The organism is Microbulbifer sp. SH-1 (assembly GCF_011326135.1).
Classification (GTDB): Bacteria; Pseudomonadota; Gammaproteobacteria; order Pseudomonadales; family Cellvibrionaceae; genus Microbulbifer; species Microbulbifer harenosus.
In genome coordinates this window covers 1,621,690-1,646,511 of the sequence record NZ_CP046948.1, presented here as the reverse complement: position 1 = coordinate 1,646,511, position 24,822 = coordinate 1,621,690, and the positions used below count along the sequence as shown (strand labels likewise).

Below are 24,822 nucleotides of genomic sequence, written 5' to 3'. Positions count from 1 at the left end.
AGCCAATTTCCGCGGCGTAAGGCCACGATACAGGCCGTAGGGTAGATAAGTGCAATGTCTGAAATTTTCCCCGTAGAAAGTATTGTCCGGGAATCAGTAGAGAACGACTACTCAAACTCACCCTTCCTCCACGTGCGTGACGACATTGGCATTTCGCTGCTGTGTCATACGGCCAATGCAATGAATCTGGAAGTCCAGCGCCATCAAAAATTGATTTTTGAGGTTCGAGATGGACAGAAAAGTATCGTTTTTCGACAGAATTCCCCCGAAAACTCCGCGGTTTATGCATACTGCGCGCGTCAAAAACATATAGCCAAGAAACTAATGGCGGACGCAGGCATCCCCGTGCCAGCAGGAGATGTGTTCGAGGATTATCCGTCGGCGCTGCGGTATTTTCTTGAGTTCGGTGGGGAAGTTGCTGTAAAACCCAGTGACGGATCATCCGGTGCTGGTGTCTCCTGCGGGATCGGCGGGGAAGAGGAGTTCAACCGCGCCTGGAAACTGGCCCGGCACCACAGTGCACGGGTTATCGTTGAGCAGAATCTTAGAGGTCAGGATATACGTGTCATCGTTATCGGAGGAAAGGCAGAGGCCGCCTATGTGCGCACGCCAGCACACGTGGTTGGTGATGGCATCCATTCCATTCGCGACTTAATGGAACGCAAGAACCGGATTCGCAGGAACAATCCGAGTCTGCGGTATGACCCCCTTCGAAACGTTGATCTGCTCGAGCGCAGGAACATCTCGTTAGACACGATTCCCAGTACTGGAGAAAGAGTTCAACTGACCTCGGTGGCGAACACTTCGGCGGGAGGGGAAACCGTAGAGGTTTTGGGCCTGTTGGATGCGGAGAGCCGAAGGATAGCTGAGCGCGCTGCGCTGTGTTTCCCCGGCCTTGTGCAAGTGGGCGTGGATCTTATGTATTGCGGCGGGGTGCCGAGCGCCGCTCACTCGCCGGTCTATGTCATTGAGGTCAACTCCAATCCGGGAATCTGTGATGCGGTTTTTCCCTCGTATGGGCGTGCGGTCGACGTACCGGGAAAATTGCTCCGCCATGTACTTTCCACTACGACTGCGGCGAGCCCGCGCAGGTTGCAGGTGGCGCTGGCTCCTGTATATCGGTTCAGTCAATTCCCGCGTGCATTTTATCAGGGCGAACGACGACAGGCTGATCTGATCAAACAGGCGGCATTTGCGCACAATCTCGAAATAGAAACGCTTTCGGATACGGTGTTGAAATTGCGCCACGGAAAATTCAGCTGCCTGTTCCATGGTGCAATACCTGAGTGCGTGCGACTGGTGTCCCGCAAAATCACCAGGAACAACGACTGGATGGCAGAGGTGCTTCCGTGCAGTGAGCCCCATCAGCAGGCCGGAATGGGCGAGGGTGCCGGGGATGAGTCTGGGCGACGACTAAATCACTACCGGGTACTTGTCATCGGCAACAAGGTGGTGGCGGCGTTATATACGCAGACAGCTCCCCAGGGGATGCAAACTCAAGTCTCGCGGATGGATGTCAGCGAGCTGATTCACCCTAGTGTGTTGTCGGTGCTTGAGCGAACTCTTCAGGTTATCTTCGATCCGTTTATTGCTGGCATCGACCTTCTTATGGAGGATATCAGCCGCGATGCCTGTTCACAGCGATGGCAAGTGGTGAACGCTGTGTGTAATCCCCATCTTGGGCGACATCATTTTCCCGACGAAGGTCTACCAAGAGACGTCGCCGCTGTACTGCTGCGAGAGCTGTTTCCCGAACTCCCAGACTCTGCAACACGTGTCGCCTGCCGCGTGCTGGTATGCGGGAAGGTGCAGCACGTCGGGTTCAGGCGCTGGCTTAAATTGATGGCAGTACGCCATGCAGTCTCCGGCTGGGTCAGAAATTTGGAGGATGGGCGAGTAGAGGCAGTGTTGGAAGGTACCGAGCGGGCCGTGGCGCAAATGGTAGAGCAGTGCAAAGTTGGCCCTTTATCGGCGGCCGTAACGCACACAGAGGTTGAATCCGCGCCGTGTTTCTCCCGTTGCAGCTTTTCGGTGCTGGGCTAGTGGTCCATGCGGAACGTTGCGTAACGGTTCACTTCGCCAAAGCGTCCAGCTCTGCGTTGAGAAAGCTTGAAATAGTTCCACTATTCCTGCGCTTTCTCGCCTTGATCTGAACGCTTTGGCTTTGCTCCTTAGTTACCGAACTTTCCGCATGGACCATTAGCGTCGGAATGGCTGAGAATTTCAGTACGGGAACCAACAGTTGTCGGCTGGACGGTTGGCCGAAAGACGGCGTGCACTGCCAGTGCCGCACTCTGTACGAGTCGCTACTTCTGTTGGGGCATTTGTGGCCGCCAGCTCTTGCAGCAGCTTCGGTACTGCACCAAAATCTGAATCCCGCCGTGACCCCTTGACCAGTAACAGATCCTTATCCTGCAGGGCTCCGATCAGGTAGTAGGCCATGTCCTTCGCGGTGTTGAAGTGCGGACCGAGTATTTTTTCCGGGAGAATGGATCTGAGGAAGTGCATTTCTTCCCCGTGAGTAATAAGTTTTTCGATACCGCATTCAATTAATGGCCTGGCCAGGCTACGGTGCAGTGCCGCTGCTTGGTCACCCAGCTCAACAATGCGTCCCAGCGCGGCAACTTTGCGCCCTCCCGATGGCATCGGGGTTTGCGCCAATACCGAAAAGGCATTGAGCATGGAGCTCACCGTGGCGTTCCAGCTGTCGTCTATGAGCATTGCGCTGCCTCGGGGCAAATTCAGTGGTATCTGGTCGAGATGCCCTTCGTCCAATGTCAGTTGCCCCAGCGCGCTGGCGGCGTTCGCCAGCGGTTTTCCCATGGCATACAGTACCGTCAGGGCGGCAACGGCATTGCGGGCCATACCCATACTGGGAACGGGCACGTAAATTTCTATGTCTTCTCGTGGCGTATGCAGGGCTAACCGGCTGCCGTATTGATCTGTTGTAATCTCCCGTATCTGTACCTCGGCGTGTTCGCTATTGCCGTAGGTCACTACACGTTTGGCGTGTTGGCGCGCCTTTCCCAGAATGTAATCGAAATGTGGCAGATGTTCGCCTACCACTGCGGTTGCGCGCCCGCTCAGTCCATCGAAAATACGGGATTTCCATTTTGCGGTATCGCGGTCAGTTTTAACCCGGCTGGTAGTCTGGGAAACACCAATTTCGGTAATCAATGCGATGGTGGGGGGCACCCGTTGCGTGATCGGCCCTTGCTTCATCCACAGGGCACTCTGTGCTATTTCGACCACCGCGGCGTCGTGGTGTTGATTCAGACTGGCGAGCATGGTGGGTACACCCACGCGGGAATTGTAATTACCGAGGCTGGTGAGCACTTTATCCCGGCCGCCCAGCAGGCAGCTGAGCATTTTCAGTGTGGATGACTTGCCGGAGGTACCGGTAATGGCAACGACTTCGCCACTGTAACGTTGCCGTGCCGCGAGCCCGAGCTCAATGATGGCCTGGATAGGATCTGCAACCTGCAGTACCGGAAGGTCCGGCGGCAATCCCTCTACCGGCCGCGCTACGATTACCCCACCAAGTAATTGCCCAGCGGTGCGGACAATTTCCGGTAGCCGGTCATGTAGGTCCCACCGGCTGTATTTCGTGATAGAACTGCGCTCGTGGTACGCACGGTCATGGCTTTTATGCGCAACGAACATGACCGGGGACTTGGACTGAGCGATGAAACCCTGGCCGGATACTACGCTGCACACAAACCAGTCCTCTGGCGGGGGGACCAGCCAGGTGCCGCCAGTGAGCATGGTAATCTGCTCCGCATCCCACGTCTTGCCCGGTGACTGGCGGAAGGTCACCGCAGGAAAGTCGCTGCGATAAACCGGCGGCTTGCTCCGCTCAACCACGCCGTTTGAATGGCTCCTGCGGGCGTTTGCACGCGCGTCGAGTTCGGGAATCTTCACCGTGATGATTCCCAGATCCAAAGGCTGCGGTGGTATGGTCAACGTTTTTCCGGAGAGACCAATCTCAAGGCGCAGGTTGATATTTTTCAGCTGCCCCGGTTGCGGTGGTCTGAGTCCGTAGTAATCCCGGTAGATGACACCGAGCTGCCAGCGGCTGGTTGGCACCTGCCAGTCACAGGGATCGTGATCCATGGATTTACCCCAGTGAGGCATATCCGTTGCTTCGGTCGGCACGGCGCGGATGTCGAGGCGCAAGTTGTCAGAGACCGGCTGCTCCAGCGTCCAGAATGATTCCACCCACAAGGGTTGGCGGTGTTCTATATGAGTAGGGGATACCCGGATACCGAGCAACCTGAGTGGACCAAGTGTCCGTGGTGCTATTTTCGCGTCCTCGGGCACTTCTCTCACATGCCAGTAGGGGTGTAGAGGAGGCTGGATACTGTCCAATAGCTTGGGGTTATAACGTGTGCGCGCTGCCGGTGCCGGGGGCGGCAGGGGCTTTGCCCGCTCAGGTGGTGCGAGTTGCAGTAACCCGCTTCCGTCTTCATGCAATTGCAGTTTTGCGCCGAGTGCTTCGCACTTGGCAATAAATCGTCTGGCCGCTGCGGTTGCCGCTTCTCCACTCAACTGACGACTGAAGCCAAATCCACTCCCCACCGGGATAAAGCGCACTTGTTCCACACCACGGTGGCTCAGGGAAAGCTGAAATATACCGCTGTCTTTCAGCGTTTTTCGCACCGCGTCGAACAGCAGATCTCCGGCGTCGTGGATAATTGGGCGGTCCTTATAGACTTCTATGCCCTGCAAAATATGCGCACTTGCACCGAGCACGGCGTCGGCACCGGCGTCAATAATACAGTGGCCCACCTTGATTTCTTCAGCGGAGGGTGTTTCTTCCAGATTGTTTCCCCAATGCACCGCGACGATCACCACATGCGCGGCTTTGCGGGCGGCGGCGATCCTCGGCTGCAAATACTGCATCCACGATTCCGGAGCGTATAGAGGAAGATAGGCACTTCCTGGTTTCCTTGACCCCGCGGCAAAGGTTTCCTGGGTGGCGTCCAGAGAAAAGATTGCCACATTGAGATTGCCGGCTGGACGAATCACCGGTGTTAGTGCGACGTCTATGTTTACACCGGAGCCGGTATGGCCGATGCCGATACAATCTAGCCAATAGCCTTGTTCCAGAAGTGCCTGGTTACCGTAGTCACCAACGTGGTTGTTGGCGGTGGTGACGACATCAATCTTCGCCTTGCACAAGAGTCGCAGCATATCCGGGCGCGCCCGATAGTAATAGGGAGACCGCTCTCCTTTCTCGACTCCCTGCTCACCGGTGGTGGCGACCACGCACTCCAGATTGATCACGCTCAGATCGGCGTTGCTGAGTGCGGGAATTCTCCCAAACGCTTCTTCATGCCCGAGTTCCTCGGCGCGATAATGCTGGCGTCGCGCCAGATTGACATCGCCACCCCAAGCCAGCGTGGGATGACTGTGTTTCTCCGACTGTGGTATGGCAGGTATCTGTTCCGAGAGCTCTATCGGGCACCCCCCTCGCAGCAGATACTTTCTGAATGCGACAAATCCTGATAGATAGTGCTCCACATCGTCGATACGCACGCGGAAGGCGTGGTGGCGAATAAAGAAACTTCCGGTGATTTTCGCCGGATTGGCAAAGTACATGGCGTACTCCGGCCAGAAATACCCATTCAGCAAATACATGGCACGGCTGTGCAGTGCGCGGTAAAACTTATGCAGATCCATCTGCGCGAGCAGGTAGGAGAATTTCTCGTCCTTGCGCAACCGTGCGACCATACGCTCCGCGGCCATCATCAGTTCGAGCAGGGTCGGAAACGTGGTGATGCGCTCCAGAATAAAGTCCAGGTGACCGATTACGTTCTGGAGACCGAACTGGTAATAGCGGGCTTGGGGGCGGTACAGGGTGAGTTCGTTGACGCAGTAACTGAGCCAGTGATCGTGGGCTTGCCAGTGGTTATTGGCAATAAAGTACTCGAATGCCTTCTCAACAATATTCAGCCAGCGCTCATCCCGGGTATGTCCATATAGACGCATGAGGCCGAAAGCCGCTTCCCCATCGTAGTAGATGATACGGAACTCCTCCTTGAGGGTGAGTTCGGGGTATTGCAGTACATGCACAAATTTTCCACTGCCCTGGTCTTGCATAAAGCGAATGCCAAGGGCGAGCTTTTCCAGCAATTCTTCGTGCTCGCTGCTGCCGGTAAGTTCTGAGTATTTTACCAGTGCCAGAAGGCAGACGGCGTTGCCGCCCAGTTTGATTTCGCCATTGGCTTCCACGAGAAATGCGGCTTCTGTCCCGCAAGGCAGTTGAGCGGTTTTGATCAGATGCCCGGTGAGGTATGCGATTGCCCTGTCGATCGCACACCGGGTTTGCTCGTCGCCAGTGACTTCCCACCCTTCGGTCAGGGCGTAAGTGGAACTGGCATGACGCAGCGTATTGTAGGTATCAATGGGGCGGTCGAAACAGCAGTGCCAGCCATAGTCGAAACGCCCGTTCTTCCGCACCTGCGAGGCCAGGTAGCGACTGCTGGTGGTTATCAGATGATGGGCGATCGGCTCATCCAGAGTATCGACGACGCGACGGCCGGCGTTGCGGCCGGGTCCGTACAGTGACCGCGGCTCTGTCTTGCCATCGAGAAACAGGCCCTCGGTATGAAGGATGGTAACCGGGCGGTCGTCAGAAAATTCCAGCGGCGTATTGCGACCGAAGCGGAAGTCGGTATAGGCGCGAAACTGGCTTTGATTGATCGCCACATGTGCGACCTTATTGCCGCCATACAGCATGGCATTGCCGTTTAGTTCCTGTTCAAGAAACGCCGTTTTCAAGTTGGCGTCCAGAGCCAGGCCGTAGCGGAAGTATCCGCGCTTGGTATTCTCGAACTGTTGCTGCAGTGCGCGCCAAGTCGTGGTTTCGCTGTCGGTTACCCAGTCGACTCGCAACCAGCGACCGTCCATTTTTTCGCTGGCGAGCAGCTTGCGAATCTGGGTGGCCAGCCGCAGCCATAATGCGTCGGTACTCTGGCCGCGACCATGGCATACCCGCGCTCGCCGTTTGCCATCGCTCGCAGAAAAAAACAGCGTATAGGGCGGCGTGAGTTTCGCCAACTGGCGCTCCACGACGGGCCGTGCGCGCGAAAGTAATTCGGAAAAGGAGCCGGATGTGGCCATAGCGCAGAAACCTTCCTGTCGGTTGTCGGCGTGACGGCAGGGAGGGCATAGATTTCTACGCTTGGCGGTGCGAGATAGGAGGACTGGCGCGCTTCCCTGGCAGATCAATCCGTTTCAGGAAGTATAGTAATCTGAGGGTAATGTGTGGGTGAGAAACGTTCCATTGCGGCGGTGGACAGGTCGTTTCAGCCTGCTTCACCGCCGCATGGGCCGATCACTAGATAGATGCGGCGAGGCGGGAGCCCTGGTCGATTGCACGTTTCGCGTCCAGCTCCGCGGCCTCGAATGCACCGCCAATCAGGTGGCTGGACTGGCCGCGCGCCTGCAGCTGGTCATGCAGGGCGCGCAGCGGCTCCTGGCCAGCGCACACGATTACGTTGTCCACTTCGAGGACTTTCTGCTCGTCGCCCAGGCGGATATGCAGTCCCTGGTCGTCGATTTTTTCATAGCTCACCCCGGCGAGACTTTGCACATTGCGGTGCTTGAGACTGGTTCGATGAATCCAACCCGTAGTTTTACCCAGGCCGGCCCCCACTTTTGAAGCCTTGCGCTGCAGCAGGAAAATCTGCCGCGGGCTGGTGACCGGTTGCTGTGGTTTGAGGCCGGCGCGATGCTCCAGGGCAACGTCCACACCCCACTCATCGAAGAATTCCTGCTTGCTGCTGGCAATCAGTTCACTGGCGTGCTGCTCGCTGTGGCTGAGGTATTCCGCTACATCAAACCCGATGCCGCCTGCGCCGATGATGGCGACGGTTTTACCCACCGGCTTTTTGTGCTTCAGCACATCGAGATAGGTTAGAACCTTGGCGTGCTCGATGCCCTCAATGGGTGGGGTGCGCGGGGAAATACCCGTGGCGATGATCACCTCGTCGAACCCCTCGAGATTATCCGCTGTGGCCAAGGTATTGAGACGCAGGTCTACACCAGTAATCTCCAGTTTGCGCGTGAAGTAACGCAGCGTCTCTTCAAACTCTGCTTTGCCGGGAATCAGTTTGGCAATATTGAACTGGCCTCCCACCTTGTCGCCGGCTTCAAACAGGGTCACCTGGTGGCCGCGCTCTGCAGCTACTGTCGCTGCAGCGAGCCCCGCGGGGCCGGCACCCACCACGGCGATTTTCTTGGCGGAGCCGACCTGCAGATAATTCAATTCGGTTTCGTGGCAGGCGCGAGGATTGACCAGGCAGGAGGTGAGCTTCAGTTCGAAGGTGTGGTCCAGGCAGGCCTGATTACAACCGATGCAGGTGTTGATTTCGTCGGCGCGGTTTTCCGCGGCCTTGTTGACGAACTCGGCGTCGGCGAGGAAGGGGCGGGCCATAGAAATCAAATCCGCCTGTCCCGCGGCCAGAACATCTTCGCCAACTTGCGGCATGTTGATGCGGTTGCTGGTGACCACCGGTACGCTCAGGTGTTGTTTGACTTTGGCGGTGACATCGCTGAACGCGGCGCGGGGCACGCTGGTAGCAATGGTCGGCACGCGGGCCTCGTGCCAGCCAATCCCGGTATTGATGATGGTGGCACCGGCCTTTTCAATCGCCTGGCCAAGCGCCACTACCTCGTCGAAGTCACTGCCACCTTCCACCAGATCCAGCATGGACAGGCGATAGATAATGATGAAATCCTCACCCAGCGCGGCGCGAATACGCCGTACTATCTCGATCGGCAGGCGGATACGGTTTTCAAAGCTGCCACCCCAGCGATCGTCGCGGTGATTGGTGCGGGCGACGATAAACTGGTTAATAAAATAGCCTTCGGAACCCATCACTTCGACACCGTCGTAACCCGCCTCGCGGGCCAGCGTCGCGCAGCGCACATAGTCATCAATCTGCAGTTCCACCTCTTCATCGCTGAGTGCTTTCGGGGTAAATGGATTGATCGGCGCCTGGATGGCAGAGGGGGCTACCAGATTGGGGTTATAGGCGTAGCGTCCTGCATGCAATATCTGCATACAGATCTTGCCGCCTTCGCGGTGTACCGCATCGGTAATCGCGCGGTGTTCGGCCGCTTCTTCCGCCGTGGTCATCTTAGACGAGCCCTGGAAAACGCCACCTTCCTCATTGGGCGCAATACCTCCGGTCACGATCAGACCGACACCACCTCGGGCGCGCTCTCCGTAAAACGCCGCAAGACGTTCAAAACCGCCGGGATGCTCTTCCAGGTTGGTGTGCATGGAGCCCATAAGCACACGATTTTTCAGGGTGGTGAAGCCCAGATCCAGGGGGGCGAGCAGGTGTGGGTAGGGTTGCTGTGACATAGCGGTCATTCTCATTGTGTTCGACTCCGCTGGGTGAAGGCAGCGGAGCGTGTTGGGTTACACCGGGTTGGGTGATGCGACACAAAAGCAAGTTATGCAAAAAGTTGCATATTCAGCCTCAAGGATAGCAAGTGCAAAAAGGCCATGACACTGACCGATTCGCTCGAATCTTCTGACCTTGTACTCCTGCTGGGTTATCCAAACAGCGAAATAACCTGCTCTCGCAGCCACTGATGGGCGCTGTCTTCGTCCTGGCTGCGGTGCCACAGCAGGTGCCAGTCCATCTGCGGTATCTGGAATGGCAATTCGAAGCATCGGGACGGGTACTGGCGCGCGAGGCTGATGGGCACGGTGAGGGCGAGATCGGTTTTCAACACAACCAGCGGTGCCACGCGGTAGTGCTGCACGCGCAGCTTTATCTTGCGCCGGCGGCCCAGTTTATTGAGTGCGATATCCGCGATACCCGGGCCGCTCCGCCGGCTGGATACGTGGATATGCTCCAGTTCCAGATACTGCTCCAGTGTTAGCGTCGCCTCCGTGGCGAGCGGATGATCCGGCCGCACCATGCACTGGTAGCGGTCTGCCACCAGACGGCGCTGATTGAGCTGGGTGGCGGAAACCATCGGGATGTCGAGAGCGAAATCCAAGCTATTGGCCGCAAGCTCTTTGACCAGTTGGTCTCGCGGTACGTAATAGGATTCAACACTCACCCCTGGCGCCACCCGCTGCAGGTGTTCAAGCAGAGACGGCAACACCAGAGTCTCCGCCATATCGTTCATGGACAGGCGCAGGGTTTTCTGCGCGCTCGCCGGATCAAACTGATGCTGCTCCGTCACACTGCTACCCAACAGGGCCAGCGCCTGCTGTACCCGCGGCATGATGTTTTCTGTCAGTGGTGTAGGGCTCATGCCGTTCGGTGTGCGCATGAACAGTTGGTCATTCAAGGCCCGCCGCAGTCGCGCCAGCGCGTTGCTCACCGCCGGCTGGGTGATATGCAAGCGCTCCGCAGCGCGGGTGAGATTGCGCGTGGCGTAGATGGCATCCAGTACCGGAAACAGGTTCATATCAATCTGTTGCAACTGCATGGTCAGGGCTCTCCTCGAATCATCGCCACCGGTCCCCCTGGCTATCACTCTTGTGAATGTTTGGATATTTACATAATAAACTTTGATGATCTATGGGGAATCGCTAGCTTTATCCCCCAGTCACCCCGGGGAGTGAATAACCCGGGACGTAATTCGAAACCTCCAATTCATCGTTTACTGTGCGAATTATGGGAGAGCGGAAGTGCCGGAAATTTTTGTAGTGCGCCACGGTCAGGCGTCTTTTGGCAGTGACAACTACGACCAGCTATCGGAACTTGGCTGGCAGCAGGCGCGTTGGCTGGGGGAGCACTGGGCGGAAGACGGGCAGAAGTTCGATCACATCATCAGTGGTGACCTGCAGCGGCACCGCGAAACGGCCCGCGGTATCTGCGAGGGCCTGGGGCTCGCGGGCCAACGCGTGGAAGAACTGCCGCAACTGAACGAGTTTGATTTCAAAAATGTGATGCATGCCTACAGTGAAAAAAATCCGCAGGCAATACCGGCGGCTGGAGCAGAGCGCGCGGACTATTACCGCTTTCTGAAACTGGCTATGCAAGCCTGGTCCGCGGGTGACATTGTCGGCGCGGAATCCTGGCAGCAGTTTGAACAGCGCATCGAAGAAGTGCTGGGCATTCTCGCCGCCGGCGCACGCGGCGGCAGAACGCTGGTGGTGAGTTCCGGCGGTGCTATTGCCATGATGGTGCGGCAGATTCTGGGAGCACCTTCCCATAGCGTGACGCAATTGAATATGCAGATAAAAAATACCGCGGTCAGCCACTTTTTTGCCGGCCGCAGCGGTGTGAGCCTGCACAGTTTCAATCACGTGCCCCATCTGGATACGCGCCAGCGCCGTGAATTCATTACTTACAGTTAACAAGGGAAAGCAATAATGAATTTTGAGTATTCCCCGAAAGTGCAGGAACTGCTCGGGCGCCTGAAGCAGTTTATGGCTGATGAAGTGATCCCCGTGGAAGCCCTGTATATGGAGCAGCTCGCGCAGGACCGCTGGGGCGAACCGCCCATTATGGAAGAACTGAAACGCAAGGCGCGGGATGCGGGCCTGTGGAACTTGTTTTTGCCGGGCGCCGAACACGGTGCGGGTCTGACCAACCTGGAATACGCGCCGCTGGCGGAAGAGATGGGGCGGGTGCTGTTTTCCTCGGAAATTTTCAATTGCAGCGCGCCGGATACCGGCAACATGGAAGTGCTCGCCCAGTATGGATCGGACGCGCAGAAAAAGCGTTGGCTCACGCCGCTGCTGGCAGGGGAAATCCGCTCCGCCTTTGCCATGACCGAGCCCAATGTGGCATCCAGCGATGCGACCAATATCGAAACCGCAATCGTGCGCGATGGGAATGACTACGTCATCAATGGCCGCAAATTCTATATCAGCGGTGCCCTCAGTCGCCGCTGTGAAATTCTGATTGTGATGGGCAAGACCGCGCCGGAGAATGAGGACCGCTACCGCCAGCAGTCCCAGATTCTGGTGCCGATGAATACGCCCGGCGTAAAAGTGATACGTCCGATGACCGTGTTTGGTTACGACGACGCGCCGGAAGGGCACGCAGAAATCCTATTCGAGAACGTGCGGGTGCCGAAAGAAAATCTGATTCTTGGCGAAGGGCGTGGATTTGAAATCGCCCAGGGCCGCCTTGGCCCGGGGCGCATCCACCACTGCATGCGCCTTATCGGCCAGGCGCAGCGCGCGCTGGAGATGATGGCCACTCGAGCAGAGAATCGCGTGGTATTCGGCCGCCCGATGATCAAGCAGGGTTCCGTGCGGGAAGACATCGCAAAATCCGCCTGTGAAATCGAACAGGCGCGCTTACTGACCTTGAAGGCTGCCGACCAGATGGACCGCCATGGCAACAAAGCCGTGCGGGACCTGATAGCCATGATCAAGATCGTTGCGCCGCAGATGGCCTGCAACGTCATCGACCGCGCCATCCAGATTCACGGCGCTGCCGGTCTGGGCCAGGATTTTAATCTCGCGCGCGCATACAGCTACGCGCGCACCATCCGTCTTGCCGACGGCCCCGACCAGGTGCACATGATGCAGCTGGGGCGCAACCTGGCGGCACGCTACGCCGCGGAGGAGGGCTGAATGTCCGAGGTGAAAACGCCATCGGTGGTGGATCAGCTGGATACGGAAAAATTGTCGGCGTATCTGCGAGGCCGGGTAGCGGGTTTTGATGGGCCCGTGCAAGCCAACAAGTTTTCCGGTGGCCAATCGAATCCCACATTTAAGGTCGAGACCGATGCCGGCACTTACGTACTGCGCCGGCAACCGCCGGGCAAACTACTGAAATCCGCGCACGCGGTGGATCGGGAGTTTCGGGTGATGCAGGCGCTGGCCAACAGCGATGTACCGGTGCCCCGGGTGCTGCACCTCTGTGAAGACCGTGAAGTGATCGGCTCCATGTTCTACTTGATGGAATATTGCGAGGGTCGGATTTTCTGGGACGCCGCTCTGCCAGAGCTGAACAACAGCGAACGCAGCGCCGTTTATGAGGAAATGAACCGGGTGCTGGCTGCGCTGCACAGTGTGGATATCGACGCTGTAGGCCTTACCGATTACGGTCGGCCGGGCAACTACTTCGAGCGCCAGTTTGAGCGCTGGCAGGGGCAGTACCGGGCATCGGAGTTGCAGACCATCGGCACCATGGACCAGCTGATCCAGTGGCTGGGTGCACATTTGCCCGAGGACGACGGTCGCGTGTCCCTGGTACACGGCGATTATCGCCTCGACAACATCATGTTCCATCCCAGCGAACCTCGAGCTATCGCCGTACTGGACTGGGAACTGTCAACCCTGGGACATCCGTTGGCGGACCTGGCCTACCAGTGTATGCAACTGCGTATGCCCGCGGATAGCGGGAACATCTCCGGCCTGATGGGAGTGGACCGGCGCGCAATTGGCATTCCGACTGAACGGGAGTACGTGAGCCAGTACTGCAAGCGCACGGGTATTGAGCGCATCGACAACTGGGCCTTTTATCTCGCATTCAGTTTTTTCCGCCTGGCGGCCATTATTCAGGGCGTGGTCAAGCGCGCGCACGACGGCAATGCCTCCAGCAAAGATGCGGCAAAACTTGGTTCCTTCGTCGGCCCGCTGGCGGCGTTGGCATTGGATGTCATTGAAAAAGAAAGCGATTAAACAACAACAGTGAAAGATTGTCGGGAGAAATTCATGGCGACCAATTTATTTGATCTGAGCGGCAAGATTGCCCTGGTAACCGGAGCCAGTCGCGGTATCGGCGAGGCCATTGCCAAGTTACTGGCGGAGCAGGGCGCCCATGTATTGGTTTCCAGCCGCAAGATCGAGGGCTGCCAGGCGGTGGCGGATGCCATCAATGATGCTGGGGGCAAGGCTGATGCTCTGCCCTGCCACATCGGCAATATGGAGGATATCTCACAGGTATTTCGTCATATCCGGGATCAGTACGGCAAGCTGGATATCCTGGTAAACAATGCGGCCACCAATCCCTATTTTGGACACATTCTGGATACGGACATTGGCGCCTTCGAGAAAACCGTGGCGGTGAATATTCGCGGTTACTTTTTCATGTCGGTGGAAGCGGGCAAGCTGATGCGGGAGAACGGTGGTGGTTGCATCGTCAACACCGCTTCCATCAACGCACTGCAACCGGGCGTGGGGCAGGGCATTTACTCCATCACCAAGGCGGCAGTGGTGAATATGACCAAGGCCTTCGCCAAGGAGTGCGCGCAATTCAATATCCGCGTCAACGCGCTGCTGCCGGGGCTGACCAAAACCAAATTTGCCGGTGCACTCTTTTCCCACGAGGAAATCTACAAAACCGCCATCGGCCATATTCCCATGCACCGCCACGCGGAACCGGAAGAAATGGCTGGGACTGTGCTCTATCTGGTGTCTGATGCCGGCAGTTACACCAACGGTGAATGCGTGGTGGTCGACGGCGGCCTGACGTCCTGTGGAGGGCTGTGATCATGGCGGAGTTCATTGTGGAGCCATCCCACCGGGACCCGATGCTGGATTTCACCGGCAAAGTCGCGCTCGTTACCGGTGCCGCCAGTGGTTTCGGTGCGTTGATCGCTGAAGAGCTGGGGCGTCGTGGCGCGCGTCTGGTGCTTGGGGACATCAACGAGGCCGGGCTGCAAACTGTGGTGGAAAAACTCACAGCACTTGGTGTCGAGGTGCAGGCGATGGCTTGCGATGTGTCGTCCGAGACGGACTGTGCTGCCATGGTGGTACTGGCGCGGGAGAATTTCGGCGGGCTGGATATCGCCATCAACAACGCGGGTATCGCCCCGCCGCTGCAATATTTTGAAGAGGTGGACGAAGAGACCTTTGACCTGCAACACAGGGTCAACGTGAAAGGGGTTTTTTTCGGCATGAAGCACCAGCTCAAAGTGATGCGCACCCAGGGCAGCGGTGTCATCCTGAATGTGAGTTCCATGGCAGGGTTGGGAGGCGCACCCAAAGCGGTGTCTTACTCGGCGGCCAAGCACTCAGTGGTTGGCCTTACCCGTACTGCGGCGGTGGAATACGCTCGTCACAACGTGCGTGTCAATGCCATCTGTCCTTTTTATACGCTGACGCCAATGATCACTGACACGCAGGCGCCGGAGGGGGCTACGGTGGATCAGGTACACGCCATTTTCGCTTCCGGCTGCCCGATGAAACGCCTGGGTAAACCGGAAGAGGTGGTCAGCGCCATGCTGATGCTGTGTTCGCCGGCATTGACCTATGTTACCGGCCAGACCCTGGCCGTAGACGGCGGTGTATCTGCGTTCTGAATAATGACCCGATAATCATTTTCTATCCTTTTTAATGAGAGGGAGTTCCCATGCCAACCATTATTTCCCCAACCGATTACGGTCGTGCCATCGGCTGTGAAACCGCGGCCACCGACTGGTTTCAGATCGACCAGGACCGGATCAATGCGTTTGCGGATTGCACCCTGGATCACCAGTTCATTCATGTCGATCCCGCAGCCGCTGCCAAGTCACCTTTTGGCAGCACCATTGCGCATGGCTTCCTTTCACTGTCCATGCTTTCCTACTTTGCCGAGCAGCTCGAAGTAGTGATGGAGGGCGTAAAAATGGGGGTGAATTACGGCCTGGATAAGGTGCGGTTCATCAGCCCGGTAAAGGTCGATCAGCGTATACGTGCGCGGGCAAAAGTGCTGGATGTACTCGAAAAAAATCCGGGGCAGTTCCAACTCAAACTGGAAGTCACTGTGGAAATTGAAGGCCAGGACAAGCCTGCGCTGATTGCTGAATGGCTGGTGATGCAGTTTATTTAAGTCGCAATATTTCCGAACAATAAGTATTGATGGAGAGAACCATGTCTATTTCTTTCAAAGGCCAGGTGGCGATTGTCACCGGCGCCGGCAATGGCCTCGGTCGTTCCCACGCACTGGAACTGGCCCGCCGCGGTGCCAGGGTAGTCGTCAATGACCTCGGTGGTGCCCGCGATGGCTCCGGTGGCTCGCTCACCGCGGCGGAAACCGTGGTGCAGGAAATCATCGCCGCCGGCGGTGAAGCCATTGCCAACGGTGCCAATGTCACCGACTTCCAGCAGGTGCAGGAAATGGTTAAGCAAGCCGCTGAACGCTGGGGGCGCGTGGATATCCTGGTAAACAACGCCGGTATCCTGCGGGACAAGTCCTTTGCCAAGGCACCCATGGACGATTTCAAACTGGTGGTGGACGTCCACCTGATGGGCAGCGTCAACTGCACCAAAGCGGTGTGGGACATCATGCGCGAGCAACAGTATGGTCGTATCGTGATGACCACATCTTCCTCTGGGTTGTACGGGAACTTTGGCCAGTCCAACTATGGCGCGGCTAAAACCGGCGTGGTCGGCCTGATGAATACACTCCATCTCGAGGGCGAGAAATACGGAATCAAGGTGAACTGCCTGTCGCCCACCGCCGCAACGCGCATGACCGAAGACATCATCCCCGATCCGAAAGCTCTGGAGCTGCTTACCCCGGAGTCCGTCACTGCGGGCCTGATCGCACTTGTGGCTGAGGATGCACCCAACCGATTTATCCTCTGCGCCGGCGCTGGTGCTTACGCCAGAGCACGGATTCTCGAAACCGAGGGCATCTACTTGCCGCCGGAACAGCAAACGGCGGAAAACGTGCTTGCCAATCTCGAGGCGATTGCCGATGAGAAGGGGCAGCGTGAACTGGTAGGCGGCCTGAACCAGACCGTGAAATTTATCCAGAAGGCGGCCCAGGGTATGGGCGTCAAACTGGACGGCTGATTAACAGAGACTCAGGGGGAATTCATCATGAAAGAAGCTGTGATTGTATCCACCGCACGCACGCCCATTGGCAAAGCGTATCGCGGTGCGTTTAACAACCTGGACGGTGCGAGTCTCGGTGCCCATGCGGTGCGTGCCGCAATTGCCCGTGCTGGCATTGAAGCGGGTGAAGCGGACGATTGTATTTTCGGTGTGGCGCTGCAACAGGGCACCACAGGTACCAATGTTGCGCGCCAGGTGGCCCTGCGAGCGGGGCTTTCCACCACCGTTGCCGGTATGACCATCGACCGCCAGTGTTCTTCCGGACTGATGGCGGTGGCCACGGCGGCCAAGCAGATAACCCAGGACGGATGCCCCATAGCCATTGCCGGGGGTATGGAGTCGATCTCTCTGGTACAGAACGAGCATATGAACAGTTTCCGCGTCGCCGATCCGGCGTTGCTGGAGATGCACCCGGCTGTATATATGCCAATGATCGACACTGCGGAAATTGTGGCACGACGTTACGGTATCTCTCGAGAACTGCAGGATGAGTATTCCCTGCAATCTCAGATGCGCACAGCTGCCGCGCAGGAAGCCGGTCTTTTTGACAGTGAAATTGTACCGGTCACCACAAACAAGATCGTGGTGAACAGGGAGACCGGCGAGCAGTCACAAGAGCAGGTAACCCTGTCGCTCGACGAAGGCAACCGTCCATCCACCACCATCGACGGCCTGCGCAGCCTGAATCCGGTACGGGAGAACGGCGTGATCACCGCGGGCAATGCTTCCCAGCTTTCCGACGGCGCCGCTGCCATGGTATTGATGGATGGAAAACTTGCGGAGCAACGCAACCTCAATCCGCTGGGGATTTATCGTGGCATGGCAGTGGCAGGCTGTGAGCCCGATGAAATGGGCATCGGCCCGGTATTTGCGATTCCCAAGCTGCTGCAGCGTACCGGCCTTGCCATGGACGACATCGGTTTATGGGAATTGAACGAGGCATTTGCTGTGCAGGTGCTGTACTGCCGCGACAAGCTCGGGATCGACAACGAAAAGCTCAATGTTAACGGCGGCGCCATCGCCATCGGTCATCCTTATGGTATGAGCGGTGCGCGCATGGTGGGACACGCACTTTTGGAAGGCAAACGCCGTGGCGTGAAGTATGTAGTGGTGACAATGTGCGTGGGCGGCGGAATGGGTGCCGCCGGCCTGTTTGAAGTCGTCTGACAAACTGAATCAGTAAAGGAGCGCAATCATGCGAGCTCTGGTATGCGAGGCCTTTGGCCCGGTGGAAAACCTGAATATTCGGGAATGGGCCCTACCGGCGCTGAAACCCCACGAGGTGCGGCTTGAGGTGCACGCCGCTGGGGTGAATTTCCCCGATGCTCTGATGGTGCAGGGGAAATACCAAGTGAAACCCGAACTGCCGTTTGTGCCTGGTGGCGAGTGCGCCGGTGTCATTCGCGAAATTGGTGAATCGGTCAAAGGGTTTAGCGTTGGCGACCGGGTCATCGCCATGCCCGGGCTTGCGGCGTTTGCCGACGCGGTCAATGTAGACCACAAGCTGTTGATGCCGATGCCGGCGGAGCTGGACTTCCAGCAGGCGGCAGGCTTCTGCATCACCTATGCCACTTCCTACTATGCGTTCAAACAGCGCGCACAGTTGAAAGAGGGCGAAACACTTGTGGTACTGGGGGCTGCCGGTGGTGTAGGGGTGACCGCAATCCAGCTGGGAAAACTGATGGGCGCACGGGTAATTGCGTGTGCATCAACTGATGAAAAGCTGGCATTTTGTCGCGATCTGGGTGCCGACGAAACCATCAACTACAGCAAGGAAAGTCTGAAGGACCGCATTCGCGAACTCACCGATGGAAAAGGCGCGGACGTGATTTACGATCCGGTGGGTGGCGAGTACACCGAGCAGGCCTACCGCGCCATTGCCTGGGGCGGACGCTATCTGGTGATCGGTTTTGCTGCTGGCGATATTCCCAGCTTGCCGCTCAACCTGCCTTTGCTCAAAGCCGGCGATATTCTCGGCATTTACTGGGGGGGCTGGGCGGCGCGTGACCCCCGGGGGAATATGCAGAACTTCAGTGAGTTACTGGGCTATGTACAGCAGGGACGTCTACAGCCATTGACGACCGAAGTATACGATCTCGGCGACTTTACCCGGGCGTTCGCGGCCATTGGTGAGCGCCGCGCGCGAGGCAAGGTGGTATTGACCATGGCTCACGATCCACATTGATAGCGGATAATGCCTGAAATATCGATGGCCAGGTTAGTAAATCAATGAAGAATCCGGCAGTGCTTGCGCGCTTCCGCGGCCAGATCGTCAGGGAGTGCGTCGGTGGTAGCCGCGCCTTGTTGGCGACGCCAGTGGGCGCACAGCTGCATGTAATTGCCAGCGTTCACTTCGAGGCGGAGTGGTTGCCAGCTGTCCGTTGCGGCTTTAACCGCAACGGATTTTTGGCGAAATCGTTCACCACGAGCGGCCTCGCTGATTTGCGGCGAAATCCGTTGATCGGGCGTTGCGCCAAGATACTGCGCCGGGTGCAGTAACACCACCGCAATGGCCACCGCAGTGAACCCGGAGGCCGTGCGGGAGAGCAGCCGGCTGGTTCTACGGTTGGAATTGGGAATAGGTTTCACTGCGCGCATACCAGCCAGGATTTTTGTTTCCAGCGGCTCGGGTGTGCGCAGTTGTTCCCTGGCCCGGCGGTAGGCCTGCTCCCAGTGATCGCGTTTCATGTTCATACCACCTCAACAGAACGGTCGGCGGGCGTGGCATGGGCCACAGCAATTTCCGGAGCAGTTTTCCAGGGGAATAACGTTGCTGGTTTTTTCGGCGTTGCCGGCCCCTGAGTTTCCTGCTTTGTTGCGCCCTGCTGTGCGGCGGCAAGTGCGGCGGCCTCCCTGGCCATAGTACTGGCGGATTTCCAGGGTTTGCGCGCGCTGCCGTGCACCGCGAGCTGGACTGCCTCGCGGCTCTGCCGCAGCAGAGCCCGGCATAGTACCAGCGGTAGCTTTTCGATGTCCGCAACCGTCGCCAGTGACAGCCCACACTCCGTAAACAACAGAAACACATTGCGCTCGCGGCGGGGCAGCTGTTGCACCGCTCGGAGAACCTCCGAATTCTCCAGCGCTGAGCACAGGGATTCGTCCTGCGCCTCCGCTGTCTGGAGCGACTCTTCTGAAGTCTGCAACAGTCGGTTGACGCGGATATACAGCCAGTTTTTCAAACGGCGGTCGTGCAATTGCGGTGGTGATTGTAGAAAGGCATTCCAAAACTGCTCCATCAGCAGGGCGCATCGACGCGGGGCCATCTGTGCGCAATAGCGGAACAAGGGATCCCCGTAGCGCCGGTAGATTTCCCGGAATACTTTCTGGCTGCGCGTATTTCCGTACTGAATGACCAAGTCTTCATCACTGAGACTGTACAACTTGTCCGCAAACATGGGATTTGCCTCCTTGGCTTTAATTCCCATTGCCACTTACCCGGTTGCACACCCCGAGGACATTTCCGTTCCGCAGGTAATTCGTTAAACGAGTAAACTGTTTGTTAACCTTATTCCGCTCGCGTTTCAGCGGTAGCGAATACCACTCTCTGACTCAGTGTTTTCCGTTTTCTGCCTGGTGTTCCGGCGTCTTGTTTGCGTCGGTAACTTCTTCCGTGTATCCGGTGACTATTTTCTCGTTCTGGCCGCTCCCCGGTCTGGCAGAATCCCGGGAGGCCGGACCTTCCTGTTCTACGCGAGAGTGTTTTTTCCACGCCGCGAGAAACAAGGTGACAAGCCCCAACAGCAGTTCGTCGACAAACGGCACCAGATCGGGAACGATCAGGTCGATCAAAAACAGTGCGCATATCCACTTGAACAGCTGGGGATGTTTTAGCCTGCGGGCGTAGTTTATAAACCAGCCCACCAGGGCACTTGGGAGTACGCGCTTCATTTAGTGCCAGTAAATGCTATCGGAAACTTGTGGTTGAAACTGCTTTCGAGACCGTGTTGGGAGTATAGCCCGGGCCCGCTGGACCTGAGTACGGCGGAAAGGTTCCATGTGTGAATAAGCGCAAAAGGTGGCGTGGAATTATCTGCTCGCACGGATGGATCTGATTGGGCCCGGCGCACGGGTAGACTGAAAAGTGAGCAGTTTCAGGCTGCCGGACCGGTCCTGTCACGCAGAGGGAGACGCAACTGTTCCGGTCCCAAATCGGCGCGTAAATCTTTGAGTTTCACGCCGACACCGAGCAGTCGGATTGGATCGCTGCGCTTATCCCAACACTGCTGCAGAAGTTGCTTGAACTCACTGATACGCGCGGCGCGGCTGGCGCGTTCCTGGGTAGACTGGGTGAAGTCGGAATACTTGACCTTGATAATGGCGGCACTAATTTCATAGCGGTCGCCGAGTTTTTCCAAACGCTCCTGCAGGCGGCCATACAAGCCCGTCATTTCTTCCAACCACTCCGCATGTTTGGCCAGGTCTTCGGTAAAGGTATGTTCAACGCTGACACTTTTACGCGATCCGTCGCCGGCCACCGGGCGGTCGTCCTGGCCGCGGCAGAGCTGGTACAGCCGGTTGCCGAATTTACCGTATTTTTGCACCAGCTCCACCAGCGAGTAGCGCCGCAGGTCGCTGCAGGTATGAATACCCTCGCGGTGCATTTTATCTGCGGTGACCCGGCCCACGCCGTGAATTTTCTTGACGGGGAGTCGCAGCACAAAATCCTCCACCGCCTCCGGTCGAATAACCGTGAGCCCATCGGGCTTTTGCCAGTCGCTGGCAATTTTGGCGAGGAACTTATTTGGCGCGACCCCGGCGGAAATGGTGATTCCGAGGTCTTTGAAAACCCGTGCGCGAATCTCGCGTGCGATCAGAGTTGCACTGCCATTGCAGTGAGCGCTATCAGTAACATCAAGAAAAGCCTCATCGAGAGATAAAGGTTCAATCGCGTCGGTGTAGCTGAGGAAAATTTCCCGTATCTGAGCACTCACTTCCCGATATTTTTTCATGTTGCCCGGCACTACAATCAGGTCAGGGCAAAGCTTCTTGGCCTGGGATGTGGGCATCGCTGAGCGCACACCGAAGCTGCGGGCCTCATAATTGCAGGTTGAAATCACGCCGCGGCGGTCGCTTGCACCACCCACGGCGATGGGGCGCCCCCTGAGATTGGGGTCGTCTCGCATTTCTACCGAAGCGTAGAAGCAGTCGCAGTCGCAGTGGATGATCTTTCGCATGCTGGGATTATATCCAGTATTAGAGCGCGGCCAACTGAATTTGGTTTTATGCGGATTCGCCGGCGACGGTGGTTGGCGGTTTAAGGAGGTGAAAAATGAGCAGGGTCCCATTGACATATCGTGAAACTGATCGGGAAATCGGTCAGCGCGTAGCCGACGTGTTCGACGAAGTCCGCGCTCAACTGGGGTTTATCCCCTCGGTGTTCAGAGCGTATGCCAATAACCCAACGCTGTTGACGGAACTCTGGGGGCGATATCAACACACTATGCTGACCGGGAATCTGCCCCGCAGGTTAAAAGAAGAGATCGCCCTTATGGTCGCTTCCGACGAGCACAGTGACTATGGCATCACCTTGCACAGCAGCGCACTCAAGCAGCTGGGGGTGGAGCCCCATGAAATCCTGCGTTTCCGCACCGATCCGGACCACACGCATCTTGGGCCTCGCGAGCACGCGCTGCTGGAAATCGCCCGTCACGGCAATATGTCGCCTCACGACCACGGAGAGCGTTATATTGACCATGCGAGAGAGACTGGCGCGGCGGACGCGGACATTCTTGAAGCACTGGCGGTTGCCAGCCTGGCGGCGGAGATCAGCCATGTGTCGACCATGCTGGATATTCCTGTCGATATACGGCCCTGACGTAGAAGCGAGGACATGGCGCGAAGGGGGCTCAAATCCGCCATCTTGAAAATAAGAATTACTCGCAACGTTGGTTCGCATAACAATTGCATCGCTTGCAGCTGCAGGTGGAATCCATTTGAATGATTGCCGGGATTCGCAATTTCAACCCAGACTGGGGGCCAAGGCGAGGATCGCGTGCTGATACGGAATTTATCTAACACGATTGTTCACGGTTTGTTGCTGTGGATCACCTGTTGTTTTTCGCTGGAGGCACAGGCTCAGGATACGGCAGCGGGAGATCACGTCAGCGTGCGCTGGTTGGCGCCGGAGCAATTCGGCCAGGGCCGCGATACGGTCGGGCTCTATTTTGACGTCGATCCGGGGTGGCACGTGTACTGGCGCAATGCCGGGGATTCAGGGGCAGCGCCGAAGTTTGATCGCTCTTCTGCCAGTGCGGAGATTAGCGAGATCCTGTGGCCTTTTCCGGTGCGACTGCCGATCGAGCACCTGACCAATCTGGGCTACGAGGGTAACGTCGCCTATCTGTTTGACGTTGTGCCGACATCCGCGCCGCTGAAGTTGCATGTAAACCTGGAGTGGCTCGTATGCCAGGTAGACTGCATCCCCGGTTTTGGCACCATGAGCCTCGAACGCCCTGTGGGAGACACCGCCCGCTGGTCGCCACAGGACCTTGCCGTCCGGGACCGTTTTCTGTCGCAGGTGCCAAAGAATTCGGCCGGGAGCCCGTGGTTGGTCGATACACTGCAGCGCGACAGCGACCAGTTGAGGCTGACACTGCGCCACCATTCCGGCGAGTATTTTACTCCGCATGTGTTTCCGCTAGACGGCGCTTTACTGGTGGCGTCGGCACCCGATGTTCAACGCGATGGTGAACGCATCACATACTCCTTTGCCCTGGTGCCGGGAGCGTCAGTCCCGGACAGTACCGGCTTTGTGGTGGCCGCGGCATCGGAAGCCTGGCAATTTGACGATATTCCCATCGACGGGGCATCGCCCCGGAATCCATCGCCGAAATCCGCGCCGGCGCAGCCTTTGTGGTTGCTGATTCTTGCCGCCATTGCCGGAGGGAGCATTCTCAACCTGATGCCCTGTGTCTTTCCGGTGCTGTCGATCAAACTGTTCGGGTTGATGGGCGGCGGTATGCCGGCACCGGAACGTATTAAGACGGGACTACTATACAGCGCTGGGGTACTGGTTACCTTCGCCTTGCTCGGCGGATTATTGCTGGCGTTGCGGGCCGGCGGCGCCGCCATCGGCTGGGGGTTTCAACTGCAGTCGGCGCCGGTGGTTCTGGCATTGATTCTGCTGTTCTGGTTGATGGCACTGTCTTTCAGCGGGGTATATGAATTCGGCCACCGCTTGATGAACCTCGCCGGGCGCAGTCGCGGTGGCAGCTTTGCCACTGGCGTACTGGCTGTATTCGTCGCCGCGCCCTGCACAGGCCCATTCATGGGCGCGGCGCTCGGTGCGGCCACCCTTTTGCCGACCCCATCGGCGATGGCAATTTTTATCGGACTCGGTGTTGGCCTGGCTTTGCCCTTTGCGTTGTTGTGTCTGTTTCCCAGGCTGCTGCGACGTTTGCCGCAGCCCGGTCCCTGGATGGAAACCCTGCGCCAGTTTCTTGCCTTCCCGCTCTACATCACGGTGATCTGGCTGCTGTGGGTACTGGGGCGTCTCGTCGGGGAAGATGGCTGGCTCTTGGGCAGTCTGGTGCTGCTGGCAGTGGTGTTCGCTCTGTGGCTGTCGCAACACCTGCACCGGATTGGCAAACTTCTCGCGTGGCTGTCGGTGTTCGCGGTGGTGGCTCTCGGGTTGATTGCGGCCGACCATCTGCAGGGGGAACGTGGGCCGGCGATAACCGTGGGGAATTCCGTGCCGCGGGGTTGGCAGCCCTACGGCAAGCCGGCCATTGACGCGGCGTTGGCGCGAGGGCAGGGCGTCTTCATCGATTACACCGCGGCGTGGTGCATCACCTGTCAGGTCAACAAAAAGCTGGTGCTCGATACCGATGAGACTGCTGCGTTGTTTGCAAAAAATAATATCTATCGGGTACGGGCGGATTGGACGGATCAGGACCCGGCTATTACCGCCGCGCTGGCCGAGCTGGGACGGAACTCGGTTCCGGTATATGCCTGGTATGCTCCGGGAGAAAAGTCGCCGGTGCTGCTGCCACAGATTTTGCAGGCGAGCATGATTGAGGCGCTGTTTGCCGAATCGTCACGCTCAGACAATGAGTAGTTTGATA

The 24,822-nt window shown here is 57.5% G+C and carries 19 protein-coding genes; 12 read left to right on the top strand and 7 right to left on the bottom strand.

The annotated features are described in order from the left end of the window. The first annotated feature begins 54 nt into the window (after nucleotides 1-54). A complete protein-coding gene (locus GNX18_RS07185; RefSeq protein ID WP_166216549.1) occupies nucleotides 55-2,043 on the top strand; it encodes an acylphosphatase in 1,989 nt (662 codons plus the stop codon). A gap of 180 nt (nucleotides 2,044-2,223) precedes the next feature. Here GNX18_RS07185 and GNX18_RS07180 read toward each other — a convergent pair whose 3' ends face one another. The 3 genes from GNX18_RS07180 to GNX18_RS07170 all read right to left on the bottom strand — a co-directional run bounded on the left by GNX18_RS07180 (nucleotide 2,224) and on the right by GNX18_RS07170 (nucleotide 10,461). Continuing rightward, nucleotides 2,224-7,125: a CapA family protein gene (locus GNX18_RS07180; protein ID WP_166216546.1), complete on the bottom strand. Its 4,902-nt coding sequence runs from the start codon at nucleotides 7,123-7,125 to the stop codon at nucleotides 2,224-2,226. A gap of 217 nt (nucleotides 7,126-7,342) precedes the next feature. Next, the gene (locus GNX18_RS07175; protein ID WP_138234960.1) at nucleotides 7,343-9,376 is read right to left on the bottom strand and encodes an NADPH-dependent 2,4-dienoyl-CoA reductase; all 2,034 of its coding nucleotides are present in this window, start codon (nucleotides 9,374-9,376) and stop codon (nucleotides 7,343-7,345) included. Nucleotides 9,377-9,570: 194 nt separating this feature from the next. Beyond that, a complete protein-coding gene (locus tag GNX18_RS07170) occupies nucleotides 9,571-10,461 on the bottom strand; it encodes a LysR family transcriptional regulator (protein ID WP_138234906.1) in 891 nt (296 codons plus the stop codon). A 202-nt stretch (nucleotides 10,462-10,663) separates the two neighbouring features. On the opposite strand from GNX18_RS07170, the gene GNX18_RS07165 reads away from it, so the two are divergent. The 9 genes from GNX18_RS07165 to GNX18_RS07125 are packed head-to-tail and all read left to right on the top strand — an operon-like array spanning nucleotide 10,664 to nucleotide 18,944. After that, on the top strand, nucleotides 10,664-11,335 hold the full coding sequence (locus GNX18_RS07165; protein WP_166216543.1) for a histidine phosphatase family protein: 672 nt from the start codon (nucleotides 10,664-10,666) through the stop codon (nucleotides 11,333-11,335). Nucleotides 11,336-11,350: 15 nt separating this feature from the next. Then, on the top strand, nucleotides 11,351-12,565 hold the full coding sequence (locus GNX18_RS07160) for an acyl-CoA dehydrogenase family protein (protein ID WP_166216540.1): 1,215 nt from the start codon (nucleotides 11,351-11,353) through the stop codon (nucleotides 12,563-12,565). Further along, entirely contained in the window at nucleotides 12,566-13,618 is a 1,053-nt protein-coding gene (locus tag GNX18_RS07155) for a phosphotransferase (RefSeq protein WP_166216537.1), read from the top strand. It begins immediately after the preceding gene. A 33-nt stretch (nucleotides 13,619-13,651) separates the two neighbouring features. Continuing rightward, nucleotides 13,652-14,428, top strand: a complete 777-nt coding sequence (locus tag GNX18_RS07150; RefSeq protein ID WP_138234902.1) for an SDR family oxidoreductase — start codon at nucleotides 13,652-13,654, stop codon at nucleotides 14,426-14,428. 2 nt (nucleotides 14,429-14,430) lie between these two features. Continuing rightward, nucleotides 14,431-15,240, top strand: a complete 810-nt coding sequence (locus tag GNX18_RS07145; RefSeq protein ID WP_205828087.1) for an SDR family NAD(P)-dependent oxidoreductase — start codon at nucleotides 14,431-14,433, stop codon at nucleotides 15,238-15,240. A gap of 50 nt (nucleotides 15,241-15,290) precedes the next feature. After that, nucleotides 15,291-15,749: a MaoC family dehydratase gene (locus tag GNX18_RS07140; protein ID WP_166216534.1), complete on the top strand. Its 459-nt coding sequence runs from the start codon at nucleotides 15,291-15,293 to the stop codon at nucleotides 15,747-15,749. Between the two features lie 41 nt (nucleotides 15,750-15,790). Continuing rightward, nucleotides 15,791-16,717 (top strand): SDR family NAD(P)-dependent oxidoreductase, encoded by a 927-nt coding sequence (locus GNX18_RS07135; protein ID WP_166216531.1) that lies wholly within the window; start codon nucleotides 15,791-15,793, stop codon nucleotides 16,715-16,717. Between the two features lie 27 nt (nucleotides 16,718-16,744). Then, nucleotides 16,745-17,926 (top strand): acetyl-CoA C-acyltransferase, encoded by a 1,182-nt coding sequence (locus tag GNX18_RS07130; RefSeq protein ID WP_166216528.1) that lies wholly within the window; start codon nucleotides 16,745-16,747, stop codon nucleotides 17,924-17,926. 28 nt (nucleotides 17,927-17,954) lie between these two features. Continuing rightward, nucleotides 17,955-18,944: an NADPH:quinone oxidoreductase family protein gene (locus tag GNX18_RS07125; RefSeq protein WP_166216525.1), complete on the top strand. Its 990-nt coding sequence runs from the start codon at nucleotides 17,955-17,957 to the stop codon at nucleotides 18,942-18,944. A gap of 41 nt (nucleotides 18,945-18,985) precedes the next feature. Here GNX18_RS07125 and GNX18_RS07120 read toward each other — a convergent pair whose 3' ends face one another. The 4 genes from GNX18_RS07120 to dinB form a co-directional block, all read right to left on the bottom strand. Then, on the bottom strand, nucleotides 18,986-19,447 hold the full coding sequence (locus tag GNX18_RS07120) for a hypothetical protein (protein ID WP_166216522.1): 462 nt from the start codon (nucleotides 19,445-19,447) through the stop codon (nucleotides 18,986-18,988). Between the two features lie 2 nt (nucleotides 19,448-19,449). Beyond that, nucleotides 19,450-20,184 carry an RNA polymerase sigma factor gene (locus GNX18_RS07115; RefSeq protein WP_138234895.1) on the bottom strand — a complete coding sequence of 245 codons (735 nt, stop codon included), beginning with the start codon at nucleotides 20,182-20,184 and terminating at the stop codon, nucleotides 19,450-19,452. Between the two features lie 124 nt (nucleotides 20,185-20,308). Then, a complete protein-coding gene (locus GNX18_RS19430; protein ID WP_205828086.1) occupies nucleotides 20,309-20,647 on the bottom strand; it encodes a DUF6116 family protein in 339 nt (112 codons plus the stop codon). 203 nt (nucleotides 20,648-20,850) lie between these two features. Then, a complete protein-coding gene (gene dinB, locus GNX18_RS07105) occupies nucleotides 20,851-21,933 on the bottom strand; it encodes a DNA polymerase IV (protein WP_138234894.1) in 1,083 nt (360 codons plus the stop codon). Between the two features lie 95 nt (nucleotides 21,934-22,028). On the opposite strand from dinB, the gene GNX18_RS07100 reads away from it, so the two are divergent. Together GNX18_RS07100 and GNX18_RS07095 are read left to right on the top strand one after the other, a co-directional pair. Continuing rightward, nucleotides 22,029-22,574: a carboxymuconolactone decarboxylase family protein gene (locus tag GNX18_RS07100; protein WP_166216519.1), complete on the top strand. Its 546-nt coding sequence runs from the start codon at nucleotides 22,029-22,031 to the stop codon at nucleotides 22,572-22,574. Nucleotides 22,575-22,865: 291 nt separating this feature from the next. Beyond that, nucleotides 22,866-24,815 carry a protein-disulfide reductase DsbD gene (locus GNX18_RS07095; RefSeq protein ID WP_240914279.1) on the top strand — a complete coding sequence of 650 codons (1,950 nt, stop codon included), beginning with the start codon at nucleotides 22,866-22,868 and terminating at the stop codon, nucleotides 24,813-24,815. Nucleotides 24,816-24,822 lie beyond the last annotated feature (7 nt).

Excerpts from the sequence above, each read along its gene's own strand:
- GNX18_RS07185 (WP_166216549.1), top strand. The coding sequence starts at position 55 with ATGTCTGAAATTTTCCCCGTAGAAAGTATTGTCCGGGAATCAGTAGAG.
- GNX18_RS07180 (WP_166216546.1), bottom strand. The coding sequence starts at position 7,125 with ATGGCCACATCCGGCTCCTTTTCCGAATTACTTTCGCGCGCACGGCCC.
- GNX18_RS07175 (WP_138234960.1), bottom strand. The coding sequence starts at position 9,376 with ATGTCACAGCAACCCTACCCACACCTGCTCGCCCCCCTGGATCTGGGC.
- GNX18_RS07170 (WP_138234906.1), bottom strand. The coding sequence starts at position 10,461 with ATGCAGTTGCAACAGATTGATATGAACCTGTTTCCGGTACTGGATGCC.
- GNX18_RS07160 (WP_166216540.1), top strand. The coding sequence starts at position 11,351 with ATGAATTTTGAGTATTCCCCGAAAGTGCAGGAACTGCTCGGGCGCCTG.
- GNX18_RS07155 (WP_166216537.1), top strand. The coding sequence starts at position 12,566 with ATGTCCGAGGTGAAAACGCCATCGGTGGTGGATCAGCTGGATACGGAA.
- GNX18_RS07150 (WP_138234902.1), top strand. The coding sequence starts at position 13,652 with ATGGCGACCAATTTATTTGATCTGAGCGGCAAGATTGCCCTGGTAACC.
- GNX18_RS07145 (WP_205828087.1), top strand. The coding sequence starts at position 14,431 with ATGGCGGAGTTCATTGTGGAGCCATCCCACCGGGACCCGATGCTGGAT.
- GNX18_RS07140 (WP_166216534.1), top strand. The coding sequence starts at position 15,291 with ATGCCAACCATTATTTCCCCAACCGATTACGGTCGTGCCATCGGCTGT.
- GNX18_RS07135 (WP_166216531.1), top strand. The coding sequence starts at position 15,791 with ATGTCTATTTCTTTCAAAGGCCAGGTGGCGATTGTCACCGGCGCCGGC.
- GNX18_RS07130 (WP_166216528.1), top strand. The coding sequence starts at position 16,745 with ATGAAAGAAGCTGTGATTGTATCCACCGCACGCACGCCCATTGGCAAA.
- GNX18_RS07125 (WP_166216525.1), top strand. The coding sequence starts at position 17,955 with ATGCGAGCTCTGGTATGCGAGGCCTTTGGCCCGGTGGAAAACCTGAAT.
- GNX18_RS07120 (WP_166216522.1), bottom strand. The coding sequence starts at position 19,447 with ATGAAACGCGATCACTGGGAGCAGGCCTACCGCCGGGCCAGGGAACAA.
- GNX18_RS07115 (WP_138234895.1), bottom strand. The coding sequence starts at position 20,184 with ATGGGAATTAAAGCCAAGGAGGCAAATCCCATGTTTGCGGACAAGTTG.
- GNX18_RS19430 (WP_205828086.1), bottom strand. The coding sequence starts at position 20,647 with ATGAAGCGCGTACTCCCAAGTGCCCTGGTGGGCTGGTTTATAAACTAC.
- dinB (WP_138234894.1), bottom strand. The coding sequence starts at position 21,933 with ATGCGAAAGATCATCCACTGCGACTGCGACTGCTTCTACGCTTCGGTA.
- GNX18_RS07100 (WP_166216519.1), top strand. The coding sequence starts at position 22,029 with ATGAGCAGGGTCCCATTGACATATCGTGAAACTGATCGGGAAATCGGT.